12 protein-coding genes are annotated in these 12,151 nt (G+C 35.9%); 11 read left to right on the forward strand and 1 reads right to left on the reverse strand.

The genetic code is table 11. The annotated features are described in order from the left end of the window. The first annotated feature begins 1 nt into the window (after position 1). The 7 genes from M3196_RS15040 (at position 2) to M3196_RS15070 (ending at position 7,919) form a co-directional block, all read left to right on the forward strand. The gene (locus tag M3196_RS15040; protein ID WP_251323129.1) at positions 2-2,059 is read left to right on the forward strand and encodes a heavy metal translocating P-type ATPase; all 2,058 of its coding nucleotides are present in this window, start codon (positions 2-4) and stop codon (positions 2,057-2,059) included. 191 nt (positions 2,060-2,250) lie between these two features. Continuing rightward, positions 2,251-2,796, forward strand: a complete 546-nt coding sequence (locus M3196_RS15045) for a TVP38/TMEM64 family protein (protein ID WP_251323130.1) — start codon at positions 2,251-2,253, stop codon at positions 2,794-2,796. A gap of 80 nt (positions 2,797-2,876) precedes the next feature. Next, positions 2,877-3,164 (forward strand): metal-sensing transcriptional repressor, encoded by a 288-nt coding sequence (locus tag M3196_RS15050; protein WP_251323131.1) that lies wholly within the window; start codon positions 2,877-2,879, stop codon positions 3,162-3,164. A gap of 17 nt (positions 3,165-3,181) precedes the next feature. Next, a complete protein-coding gene (locus M3196_RS15055; RefSeq protein WP_251323132.1) occupies positions 3,182-5,578 on the forward strand; it encodes a heavy metal translocating P-type ATPase in 2,397 nt (798 codons plus the stop codon). A 247-nt stretch (positions 5,579-5,825) separates the two neighbouring features. Next, a complete protein-coding gene (gene copZ, locus M3196_RS15060) occupies positions 5,826-6,035 on the forward strand; it encodes a copper chaperone CopZ (RefSeq protein ID WP_251323133.1) in 210 nt (69 codons plus the stop codon). 675 nt (positions 6,036-6,710) lie between these two features. Beyond that, complete coding sequence (locus M3196_RS15065; RefSeq protein ID WP_251323134.1) at positions 6,711-6,995, forward strand: hypothetical protein; 285 nt, start codon at positions 6,711-6,713, stop codon at positions 6,993-6,995. A gap of 558 nt (positions 6,996-7,553) precedes the next feature. Beyond that, positions 7,554-7,919 carry a hypothetical protein gene (locus M3196_RS15070; RefSeq protein WP_251323135.1) on the forward strand — a complete coding sequence of 122 codons (366 nt, stop codon included), beginning with the start codon at positions 7,554-7,556 and terminating at the stop codon, positions 7,917-7,919. A gap of 31 nt (positions 7,920-7,950) precedes the next feature. Here M3196_RS15070 and M3196_RS15075 read toward each other — a convergent pair whose 3' ends face one another. Further along, positions 7,951-8,346, reverse strand: a complete 396-nt coding sequence (locus M3196_RS15075; protein WP_338082952.1) for a tyrosine-type recombinase/integrase — start codon at positions 8,344-8,346, stop codon at positions 7,951-7,953. 572 nt (positions 8,347-8,918) lie between these two features. Between M3196_RS15075 and M3196_RS15080 the strand changes: the two genes are divergently transcribed. The 4 genes from M3196_RS15080 (at position 8,919) to M3196_RS15095 (ending at position 12,136) form a co-directional block, all read left to right on the forward strand. Further along, positions 8,919-9,131, forward strand: coding sequence for a hypothetical protein (locus M3196_RS15080; protein WP_251323137.1), 213 nt, complete (start codon positions 8,919-8,921; stop codon positions 9,129-9,131). Positions 9,132-9,315: 184 nt separating this feature from the next. Beyond that, positions 9,316-9,711, forward strand: coding sequence for a hypothetical protein (locus tag M3196_RS15085; RefSeq protein ID WP_251323138.1), 396 nt, complete (start codon positions 9,316-9,318; stop codon positions 9,709-9,711). 81 nt (positions 9,712-9,792) lie between these two features. After that, the gene (locus tag M3196_RS15090) at positions 9,793-10,557 is read left to right on the forward strand and encodes a hypothetical protein (protein WP_251323139.1); all 765 of its coding nucleotides are present in this window, start codon (positions 9,793-9,795) and stop codon (positions 10,555-10,557) included. A gap of 22 nt (positions 10,558-10,579) precedes the next feature. After that, positions 10,580-12,136 carry a hypothetical protein gene (locus M3196_RS15095; protein WP_251323140.1) on the forward strand — a complete coding sequence of 519 codons (1,557 nt, stop codon included), beginning with the start codon at positions 10,580-10,582 and terminating at the stop codon, positions 12,134-12,136. Positions 12,137-12,151 lie beyond the last annotated feature (15 nt).

Here is a 12,151-nt window from a genome sequence, read left to right on the forward strand (position 1 = left end):
TATGAAGGAACATAAGATTACGGGATTATCATGTGGTCATTGTGCATTAAAACTGCAGGAGCAAATTCAGCAGCTGCCTGGCGGTGAAGATACAAAGGTTCAGTTTAATTCAAGCAAAATCCTGTTAAATGAAGAAGTGGATATGGAGGCTGTCCGTTCAATCTTATCTACAGAAAAGGTTCGATTTGAAGCGGATGGAAAGCCAAAAGGACCGAACTGGCTCATGATCTTTCTTTATGTTTCAGTTGCATCGTTTATCGCTGCGCTGGCTTCTGAATGGTATACAGAGCTTCCTGCTTTGCCAATAGTCTTTTACGGAATTGCGACAATACTTTCCGGATACCCGACGTTTATAAAGGGACTTCGTAATTTAACTAAATTAAAATTCGACATTAACACATTAATGACAGTGGCTTTAATCGGGGCTGTTTCCATTGGTGAATGGAGAGAGGCGGCACTTGTTGCGATTCTGTTTGGGATTAATGAGCTGCTTGAATCCTATGGAATGGAGAAAGCACGCAGATCTATGGAAACACTTCTTGAAGTTGCTCCAAAGGAAGCTGTTTTATTAAAAGACGGAAAACCAGAAATCATATCTTTAGAGGCATTAAAGGTGGACGATGTTGTACTTGTAAAAACTGGTCAAAAGATTCCTTCAGACGGTGTGGTAGTCTCCGGAAAAAGCTCTGTAAACGAAGCTGCGATTACAGGAGAATCACTGCCTGTTGAAAAGGAAAGCGGAGAACCTGTATTTGGCGGAAGCATCAATAATGAAGGGGTCCTGCATGTTAAAGTTACAAAAACGTATAACCAATCAGCCCTTTCTAAAATCCTGGCTTTAGTACAGGAAGCTCAGGAATCCAAGACACCGACAGAACTGTTAATCAACCGGTTTGCGAACTATTATACGCCTGCAATTATGATTATCTCGGCACTTGTAATGCTCGTTCCACCTCTTTTTTTGGATGGAGCGTGGAGTGAGTGGTTCTACCAAGGGCTGGCTGTATTGATAGTAGGATGTCCATGTGCTCTAATCTTGTCATCTCCAATCGCTATCCTTTCGGGGATTACGGTCAATGCCCGTAATGGAATTCTGATCAAAGGAGGAGCATATTTAGAGCAGCTGTCCAAGATCGAAGTAATGGTTTTTGACAAAACAGGTACATTAACATTAGGCGAACCTCATGTGGTGGCTGATTCATCTTTTCATCCTGATTTCTACAAGGTGGCATTTGCAATTGAAAAATCCTCATCTCATCCATTAGCAAAAGCTGTGATCAAGCGCTGTAAAGAACTTGGTGTTGCTGAAATTGAAGTTGATGAGATTAAGACTGTTTCAGGCCAAGGGATTACAGCGGCGATAGATGGTGTTACGTACAGACTTGGCAATGAAAAAATCATCGGTGAAACAGATGCAGATGAAGAATCCGCAAAAATAATAAAACAATATAAACAAGAAGGCAACACAATTGTACTTGTTGCTAAAGATAGAGAAATACTAGGTATTTTTGCAATTGCTGATGAAATTCGAAAAGAAAGTACAAACATCATTCGTGATCTTCATAAAAACGGTATTAATAAAACAGTCATGTTAACAGGAGACCATCCCTTAGTTGCAGAAAAAGTGGCGAAAAAAACGGGTGTATCAGCATTCTTTGGCGGACTTCTTCCTGAGGATAAGGTAAAAAAGGTAAAAGAATTAAAAGCAAAACAAAAAGTTGCCATGATTGGTGATGGCATCAATGATGCACCAGCCCTAGCTACAGCGGATCTGGGTATTGCGATGGGTAAAGGAACAGACAGTGCCATTGAAACAGCCGATATTGTACTCATGCAAGATCACTTAGGAAAACTGCCAGATGCAGTAGAGGTTTCTCGTAAAGTAAACACGGTTATTAAGTGGAACATCGGACTCTCACTTGGATTGAAATTATTTGCACTTCTTCTGACAATTCCGGGCTGGCTGACATTATGGATCGCCATCCTTTCAGATATGGGCGCAACCATCCTTGTTACACTAATCAGCTTAACAGTCTTGCTTCATAATCGAAATAAATAATAAGAAACTAAGCCATGCAAATGCGTGGCTTTTTTAGCACGATAAGGAAGTATAACTTGTTAACTGCCCGATAAACGACGCAGGAAACACGTTTAGGTATATAGTATAAGTTCAACTAAGGCTGACTAGAAGAGCTTGGCGTCAGCCGAGTTTTCTTTAGTGTGAGCTTAATTTAGAGGGGGATCTCATGTATGTCTGAATCGCTAGTAACGTTTTTTAAAGAATTCAGTGAATGGGCAATTCTTATTTCTATTCTATTAAATGTTGTGATCGCGATTTTAGGTGTTGTCCCATCTGTGTTTTTGACAGCTGCTAACATTCTTTTCTTTGGCTTTTGGAATGGGACACTTATATCGTTTATAGGGGAAGCGGTTGGAGCCGCTGTATCATTTGTTCTATATCGTAAAGGGTTTAAAAAAGTCTCCAGAAAAAAACTCGGAGACTACCCCCAGGTGGTAAGGCTTCTTGAAGCAAAAGGAAAAGAGGCATTTATATTAATCTTATCCTTGCGTCTGCTTCCGTTTGTTCCTTCTGGTCTCGTGACTTTTGCAGGAGCGATCGGAGCAGTGTCAGCGGGTATATTTGTTGCTGCCAGTTCAATTGGCAAGCTTCCGGCTCTGCTGTTAGAAGCTTACTCTGTTTACAATGTTACGGAATGGAACACTGAAGGAAAGATTATATTAAGTGTTATTTCAGCTATAGGTATTTATGTAATTGTAAAAAAAGTGAGATCATAATCAAATCATTTGCATACTATAGGGGGGTATAGTATAATTTTTAATTAAGAAAGTATCCCTATAGGGAAGGATGATGAAGGATGAATCAAAAAACACATCGCTGTGATAGTGACAAACAGGATTTAAACAATCGTTTAAAAAAGATAGAAGGCCAAATTCGCGGGCTTCAAAAAATGATTGAGGAAGACCGCTATTGTATTGATGTGCTTGTTCAGATATCAGCTGTGACCGCTGGTTTGAAAAGAGTAGGCTTTCAATTGATGGAGAATCATACCCATCATTGTGTGGCCGATGCAATTAAGTCCGGAGATGGTGAAGCTTCCATCGATGAACTTATGAAAGTGATTAAACAGTTCTCTAAATCTTAAGAAGGCAGGTGAACACCATGAGCCAAAAGGAAACGAATTTAGATATATCCGGAATGACTTGTTCAGCATGTGCAGTACGGATCGAAAAGGTTTTAAACAAAATGGAGAGTGTGGATGCAAACGTTAACTTAGCCATGGAAAAAGCCTCAGTAAAATATGATCCAAGTATAACATCACTAACAGATATTGAACAGAAAATTGTAAAGCTGGGTTATGGAGTTGCAAAAGAAAAAGCGGAGCTGGACATCTCAGGTATGACATGTGCAGCATGTTCTACTCGTATTGAAAAGAGTCTCAACCGGATGGAAGGTATCTCAAAAGCATCTGTTAATCTCACTGGTGAAACAGGTACAGTTGAATATAATCCAGCTGTTGTATCAGTAGAGGCTATTTTAACCAAAGTTGAAAAGCTCGGGTATAAAGGTTCGATCAAACAGGATCGTGATACAAAGAAAACTAAAAAAGAAGAGGAGATGTCATCAAAGAAAAGAAAGCTGATCCTTTCTATTGTTTTATCACTCCCTCTTCTCTATACAATGATCGCTCACATGCCATTTGATACGGGGCTGCCGATGCCTCATCTTTTAATGAACCCATGGTTTCAGCTAGTGCTGGCATCTATTGTTCAGTTTTATATTGGCGGTCCATTCTACGTTGGTGCGTATCGTGCACTTAGAAATAAGAGTGCGAACATGGATGTGCTCGTAGCATTAGGAACTTCGGCGGCATTCTTTTATAGTGTTGTTGAAGCATTTAAGACGATCGGTAATTCTGAATATATGCCTCAGCTGTATTTTGAAACGAGTGCGGTGCTGATCACATTAATTTTAGTAGGCAAGTATTTTGAAACACTTGCAAAAGGGAGAACGACAGAAGCCATATCAAAACTATTGAACCTCCAGGCTAAAGAAGCAACTATTATCCGGGATGGCGAAGAAGTTAAGATTCCTTTAGATCAAGTAGCTGTTGGCGATATATTGATTGTAAAACCGGGTGAAAAGATCCCTGTCGATGGCAAAGTGATTTCAGGAAACTCATCAGTAGATGAAAGTATGATAACTGGGGAATCTATTCCTGTAGATAAGACTGAGGATGAATTAGTTATCGGCTCAACTATCAATAAAAATGGAACATTGCGAATGGAAGCCCAAAAAGTCGGAAAAGAAACCGCACTTGCCGGTATCATTAAGATCGTTGAGGAAGCCCAGGGATCTAAGGCACCGATTCAAAGAATGGCTGACTACATTTCAGGAATTTTTGTTCCGATTGTTGTTGCTATTTCCATTCTCGCTTTTATTGCATGGTATTTCTTCGTTTCACCAGGAAACCTGCCGCAGTCCCTGGAAGTTGCTATAGCTATTTTAGTAATCGCATGTCCTTGTGCATTAGGACTCGCAACACCTACTTCCATTATGGTTGGAACGGGTAAAGGTGCTGAACAAGGGATCCTTTTTAAAGGCGGAGAATATCTGGAAGGAGCTCATAAAATCAACGCGGTTCTTCTAGATAAGACGGGTACGGTTACGAAAGGAAAGCCAGAAGTAACCGATGTTATCGAATTAAAAGAAGGGTTTATAGCTGAAGTGATTTCAGCTGAAAAAAATTCGGAACATCCATTGGCTGAAGCCATTGTTGAGTATGGTAAAAGAGAAGATATTGCCTGGAAGGAAGCAGATTCGTTTTCAGCTATTCCGGGACACGGAATCGAAGCGGTTGTTGATGGTAAAAACATACTTGTTGGAACAAGAAAACTTATGAAAGAAAAAGCCGTTTCGTATGATCAGCATGAAGACACAATTATTCAGCTTGAAGGTGAAGGAAAGACCGCAATGCTAGCAGCAGTTGATGGAGATCTTGTTATAATCATTGCTGTAGCCGATACTGTGAAGGATTCATCTAAACAAGCGATTAAACGTTTGTTTAACATGGGTATTGAAGTATATATGATCACAGGTGACAACGAAAGAACGGCCAATGCAATCGCAAAAGAAGTTGGAATCCAAGGTGTTTTTGCAGAAGTACTTCCAGAGGAAAAAGCAAACAAAGTTAAAGAGCTACAAAAACAAGGGAAAAAGGTTGCCATGGTTGGCGACGGCATTAATGATGCACCAGCCCTTGCTACAGCGGATATCGGGATGGCAATCGGTACAGGGACAGATGTAGCGATTGAAGCAGCCGATGTTACGCTTGTCGGCGGTGACTTGAATCATATTCCTAAAGCGATTGAATTAAGCCGGAAAACAATGAGAAACATTAGACAGAACTTGTTCTGGGCTCTATTTTATAACACTGCCGGAATTCCGATTGCGGCTCTCGGCTTGCTTGAGCCTTGGGTAGCGGGTGCTGCTATGGCATTCAGCTCAGTATCCGTTGTTTCCAATGCATTACGATTAAAAAGAATAAAACTTAACTAAAGGCTAATTTCTAAAAGAGTATTGCTACTGGGAGATTTTCAAGGTTCTTCATTGAATAGTTAATTGGAGCGGAAGGGCGAGACTCCTGCAGGACGAGCGGGGCAGGTGAGACCACTCAATGTACGCAGTACGGAGGGGGCTTACCGCACGCCCTGTGGAAAGCGAGCCACTGCAGCGGAAATTAACCACATTCAAAAACAACAAAGTTTGCGAAAACAGCCTAACTAAAAAACAGGAGGAATTAATGATGGAAAAGAAAACATTAAAAGTAGAAGGTATGACTTGTGGACATTGCAAAAGTGCTGTAACAAATGCACTAACAGAACTTGAGGGTGTAAAAAATGTCACTGTACACCTTGAAACAGGAACAGTAGACGTAGAAGTAGATGAAACAAAGGTAACAGATTCGCAAATGCGTGATGCAATCGAAGAGCAAGGTTATGATGTAAAAGCTTAATATAAAAGCCTCTCCTGAATTGGAGAGGCTTATTTTATTTTTGAAAGTACTAATATTTTCAAAATATTTAAATATATTAATATAAAAGAAATGGAGGTTATTATTTGATAGTTCATGGTAGGACATTTAAATATTTAATCTTGTTTATCTGTGGAATTATATTCTTACTTCTAGCGTTTTCAGGCATATACTCGCAAGAACAAGCACCAATTTATTTTAATTTAAAAGAAAATTGAACAACTAAAAAACCACTGATGTATAATCCATCAGTGGTTTTTACACGAATTCTAATTCTCGTTCTTGGATAATTCCGCAGTTTGTAGCTAAACTCAGCTCTTGCTGTAGCCAAAGAAAAAGGCTATCCAGGAGCCGGATATAACCTAAAGAACGCAAAGATTATCGAATGGCTTGATATTACGGAGAAAGAGTGATAATCGATATAGGAATGAGAAGGTATTCAGTTCACAAGTTAGTACGTAGCTTGTTGGCTAACTTTCCTTACCCTGACGAGGGCTTGTAGTGGTTTTCCTATTTTTAGTGGTAATGAAAATCAATCTAAACAAAGGAATAATAGAAGTCAGGAGAGTCTATCTTGTTTTAAAATATTTACAATATTTAAAATATTATGGGAAATAGTGGTAGAATATAAATAATACATTGAAAGGAAGTGTTTATTTGAATTTTTACAAAACATTAACCAAAAGCTTTGTTGTATGTTTATTAACTGTTGGTTTTGCGACTTCATCTTTTGCAATGGATGAAACAAAGAACAACAAAGAAGTCAGAGTATTATATCAAAAGGATGAAGAAAAAGATTTAAACAAGTTGTTTGAAAAAGCTAAAAATAAAGTTTCAGAAGTAGATCTAAGTAGTTTGCCCATTGAAACAAACGCAGAAGAAGTATCAACTGCGCAGATTCTTAATATAAAACACAAGGTGACGAAGTATTCCATGATGTAGCATTAACAACATTTGTTATAGATGGGACTGTAACTTCAACTAATGGGGACTTTAGTACATTAGCATCTCTTCAACAGGCTGATTCAGAAACCGATCCTACAGGTAGTTACAAATCATATTCAACTATTTATTTTACTAAAAACACCAAGGATGGTATTGATTATTATAAATTAACAAGAGCGACAGGAGGATGGACAAGAATTGATTCATCAGTAACTATCGCTAAGAGATTGGTCAGACTGGGTTGTTCTAATTACTTAAAACAACAAACTAAAGAGTATACAGTAACTACTAATACCTTTGATCTTTCAGTTCCATCAACTTGGGTTGAAATTATAGCTGAAGGTACAACTTTAGGAGCAACTATGGAAACTACATATGATAGACGTGGAAGTCAATGGAAACATATTTTTAAAAATAACTTTACTCCTTAAGAAGGATAATAAATAACAAAAACTTAAATATAAATAAGATGCGAAATACTTTATTTCCGCATCTTATTTATATTTATTACTGTATGTTAAGTGTTAAAAACTACATATTTTAAGGGGGGGAAATATGAATCTGAAAAGAAAAATGCTATTAATTTGTACCGTTTATTGCTTAATTTTAGTTGGTTGCAACAGTAAAGAAATTAAGAGTATTGAGGTCATAGATAAACAATATATAAAAGCACATAAGATTTCGGATGAAAAAAGTATAGATAAATTCTCTGATTTTTCTAATGACCTATCTTGGAAAAAAGATAAAAAAATTAATAATGGTACAGAAACTATTTTACTGATTGTTCATTATGAGAATGAAGAAGTAGAGTATTCTGTTTTTGATAATGGTGATGAAACTTCTACTATTAGCTCCAGAGGAAGTTATGTGAAATTAAACAAGACAGAATCAAATACTTTAAATGAAATTATTAAACAGTAATCAGGTCATTTTTATTATGCTTCTTTCTTTTCTATAGTAGAAAGTCTTTTAAGCTTTGATCAATTTCATCTTGCGTGATCCCAATATAACGCTTCGTGATGGAAGGAGCTGAATGATTAAAAATCTCCATAAGTGTTACTATGTCTTTCGTCCGTTTGTAATAGTGATAACCAAATGTCTTTCGCATTGTATGTGTTCCAATATCATCGCGGTCAATCATACTTGCTGCTTTTACGAGTGCCCGATAGGCCTGCGTGGTCGTAATCGGGCCATTTCCTTTTCTAGACGCAAAAAGATATTCATCCGACCGCATGCCAGCTGTATAGTGAACAATCTCACTTTGTAAAGCCATGATGGGAAAGCGTTTCTTCTTTCCGGTCTTCTTCTCAATGATCACGACATGTGTCCGGTCCCGGACGTCCGCCACTTTTGAAAGTTAAGTGTTAAAGAAGAATAGATAAAACAAACGTTGTTGGTGAAGAGATTTGTATATTACATGTTTTTTATGCAAAGTAATACTGTAACTAGAAGTGTTACTAAAAACGAAATGAAAGGGAACTCAATTTACTTTTTATTTATGGTTCGATTTCGCTCTCTTTTCCTATTGTATAGAGACTGGTGCCCCTCCATTAAACATTGTAATCACCAAAAGACCTCGTAGACCCAACGTACATGGGTCCACGAGGTCTTTTGGTACTTGTTGAACGGAGGGGCACCAGATGTATAAAGAGGATGTTTTTGGAATTTATTAGGTTGGAAATGAAGATAGGATCGTTGATGATAATGATTATATGGTTGAGCGTTGTTTATTTTTGTTTTAAGGGATTTTTTATATCGAGGGAAGAAAACTATTTGAAATTTTTTAAAAGCGCTTAGAGAGTGTTTTTAAAGCTTGTATTTTATATATGGTGTTAGGGATGCTGCTATTTTTTGAATTTAAAAGAAAAAATTGGTTGAGTGTTTATGATTTATAAAAGTATAAAAAAGAGTAGTAGGTACTTGAATGAGAGAATTGAAGAAACTGGTTGGTTCTTGCCGTCGCTCGACGTGTTAGTATTTGATAAGATCAAATCGGAAGAAAAAGTGCGGAAGACATTTTCGCTGAATAAAGGGGTAGGGAAGGCACTGGATGCATTTGCTGCGGGTCATAAATTAAATAAACAGGATATTATTGAGCTTGCACTTTGGGATTTATTTAGAAAATACAATTAAAGCCAATAAACCCATAGAACAATATAAAACATCTAAGTTGGGAAAATAGACCTCTTCCACTATGTTTCATTTATACTAAATTCAGTCAATTTTCCCGATAAAAGATTTGTAAAAAATGGTTATAATTTACTTTGTATCATGTAAAAAGTTTACATATACGATTAATATATTAGGAGGTTTACAAATGAAGAAAAAGAAGCTAGCACTATTAACAGGGGTTTTGGCATTAGCAACATCAGCTAGTGTGTATGCAGGTACGTCTTATACTAGCTATAGTACTACAGTTGGTGACACTAATGGTAGTGGTTACACAGGTTATGATCAGACCAAATCAACAAGTGGAGCAAATGGATACATAAAATCTACATCTGTAGGTGGAGACTATGTTGTTGATGTTAGAATGCTAGATGCACAAGGAAATGGTGGAGATTGGGACCGTAATATAGATGATGGTACTAACTCAGCTCTGGATGGACATGTAAATCACATAAAAGATGATAAAATGAGATTGCAATTTTCAAACGATTGGAACACACCTGTAGATGTTCAGGTAACTGGCTCCTGGAAAAGTGACAACTAATTCTATATTATAATAGAGTACCTTAGACATTAAAGTTAATAGTGTTCTAAGGTGCTCTATATCTTTTAAGGAGTGTAGAACATGCATAATTTAATTTCAACAGAAATAAAAAAATTAAAGTACCCGTACATAATCAGTGTAATAATCGCTATCTTATATTCTTGTTTGATGATTATCCCTGTAACTTCTGGCTATAGCTATAACTACAATGTTGAAATATGGGAAGAATCCGTAGGGCTATTTGTAGTTATTTTTCCATTGTTCGCTGTAATTCCCACTATCTGGCTAATGTACTTTGAAAGAAAGAATGGATTTATAATGTACACTCAGACAAGAGTATCACAAAAGAAATACATTCTAACTAAATGGTTGGTTTCTTCAATCGGTGGCGCTTTAATCGTTTTCTTAGTGTCTTTCGTTGGATTAGTTATAAGTTTGTTTTTTTTACCTGAGGTTCAAAAAGCTGGGGATGATTATGCAATTAAAGCTTTCGGGGGATACTACCTTGTAAATCATCCTTTTTTGTATGGTCTTATTTTAAGTTTTTGGAGAATGGTACTAGGATTTTTAGTAGCTACCTTTGGATTTTCTCTTTCTTTATTTGTAAATAACATTTTTATCGTCTTAACAGGACCATTTGTTTACTCTATGCTAGAAAGCTTTATTCTTGCTATTTCTGGTGTGCCGTATTATAGGTTATCGACGTCTTTTGCCCCCCATACTCTATCACAAACAGTAATTACTGTTCCCCGACTACTAGTTGGTCCAACGTTATTACTAGTGGTTACTTGTGGTGTGGTTTTCTACTTCATGTTTATAAAAAAAATATCCATCTATGAGAAATGATTAAAAGGAGTAATCCACTGCTATGATAGCAAGTTTAATAAAAAAGAATGTAGACAGATTCACATCGAGAAATGTATGGTTTGTATGTTTAGTCTTTTCTCTTTACTCCATACATCTAAAAGGTGAAGCAGCTAGTAAAAATATCTCTTATTGGGAGTATTTTATTCTTTCATTAACAGATCATTATTACATTTTATATTTTATGATACTTAGCTTTCTCTTTTTGATTTTTAATATCTTCAGACAAAATGAAGAAACAGTGTGGATTAGATCGGGTACATATTTCAAATACTTTATCTCGAATATCATTTCTTTATTGGTTATTTCAACCATATTTGTATTCTTTCATGTTTTGATCACCTCAATATTTGGATTTGGCCTTAGTCTGGAAAATACATATACTGATATCTCTATGGATGAAAGGTTTACCATAAAGTTATTTGTCCCTTACTTTTCTAATCCATTTTTTGCGAGTGTAAGTATCATTCTTTATATGATTTCAGGCTTTACGTTTTTAGGAGTAATTTTTCTTTTTTTTAAACAATTTTTTAATGAAATTCTTGTTATTGTATCTCTAGTATTTTTATACATATTAATGTTATTAAGCATACGCTCTGATCTAGACTTAACTTATCCGTATATCTTTTTTAATGATTATATAATCTTACATCATGCTTTTGTAGTGTTAGAGAGTCAACACTACAGATTATTTATAGTGGAGCTGTTAGCCATATCCATTATTTTAATAGTAATTAAAAAATATTGGAGCAGAAAAATCTACTTGCATCTTAAGAAGCCAGCTTTGAACTTCTTCGACAAATGGACTTTAAGTGTATTACTTTCTAGAAAAAATTTAATATTTATTATTTCTCTATCTCTTTTTACAGTTCTGACAACTGTTTTAAGAAGCAATAATATTACAACTTTTTTTGATTTGCTATTTTTTCAGTTTTCTGGACATGGTACCGGTTATTTTTATTATTTAGATTTTCTTCGTATGATAGTATATAATGGCGTTCCGCTTTACTTTTTATGTTACTTTTTGGAGAAAGAAAGTACAGAGAGAAGTTCCTTAATACTAATACGAATAAGACATAAGACGTTCTGGTTAATGTCTTTAATACGATCTGCTTTAATATTTATTTCTATATATGTAATAACCACTATTGTTGTAACCTTGAGTATTTCTCTTATCTCTGGTCTATCATTTGATGGTTATGATTATGTTTTAAAAGATTTGAAGATTGGTAACGTAAACCCACTCTTGTCAGTATTTATCATGTTGAGTACAAAGATATTAGAATTGTTCGTTTGCTTCCTTTGTATATTTCTTTTGTACTGCTATACCAAAACAATTACTTTTGGTTTCTTAGCTATTGGCTTTACCTATGTCTTATGTATTTTTAATACACCAATAGTAAAATATCTTCCCTTCGGCATGTCATCTTTGACTAGGATACAGGAATTTATAGGAAAGTCTGGTGTACCTTATTTAATTTCTATAACTGTGTTACTTACTTCGTGTTTAGTAATATACACAATAATAAGAAATGGTGCTTTTCAAAGAATCTATAAATAAAGGGTGATTACATTG

It is taken from the genome of Fictibacillus nanhaiensis (assembly GCF_023715445.1).
Classification (GTDB): Bacteria; Bacillota; Bacilli; order Bacillales; family Fictibacillaceae; genus Fictibacillus; species Fictibacillus nanhaiensis_D.

What these genes read in the sequence shown, in the direction of transcription:
- copZ (WP_251323133.1), top strand. Translation starts at nt 5,826, where the DNA reads ATGGAAAAGAAAACATTAAAAGTAGAAGGTATGACTTGTGGACATTGC.
- M3196_RS15095 (WP_251323140.1), top strand. Translation starts at nt 10,580, where the DNA reads ATGATAGCAAGTTTAATAAAAAAGAATGTAGACAGATTCACATCGAGA.
- M3196_RS15040 (WP_251323129.1), top strand. Translation starts at nt 2, where the DNA reads ATGAAGGAACATAAGATTACGGGATTATCATGTGGTCATTGTGCATTA.
- M3196_RS15045 (WP_251323130.1), top strand. Translation starts at nt 2,251, where the DNA reads ATGTCTGAATCGCTAGTAACGTTTTTTAAAGAATTCAGTGAATGGGCA.
- M3196_RS15085 (WP_251323138.1), top strand. Translation starts at nt 9,316, where the DNA reads ATGAAGAAAAAGAAGCTAGCACTATTAACAGGGGTTTTGGCATTAGCA.
- M3196_RS15090 (WP_251323139.1), top strand. Translation starts at nt 9,793, where the DNA reads ATGCATAATTTAATTTCAACAGAAATAAAAAAATTAAAGTACCCGTAC.
- M3196_RS15055 (WP_251323132.1), top strand. Translation starts at nt 3,182, where the DNA reads ATGAGCCAAAAGGAAACGAATTTAGATATATCCGGAATGACTTGTTCA.
- M3196_RS15050 (WP_251323131.1), top strand. Translation starts at nt 2,877, where the DNA reads ATGAATCAAAAAACACATCGCTGTGATAGTGACAAACAGGATTTAAAC.
- M3196_RS15070 (WP_251323135.1), top strand. Translation starts at nt 7,554, where the DNA reads ATGAATCTGAAAAGAAAAATGCTATTAATTTGTACCGTTTATTGCTTA.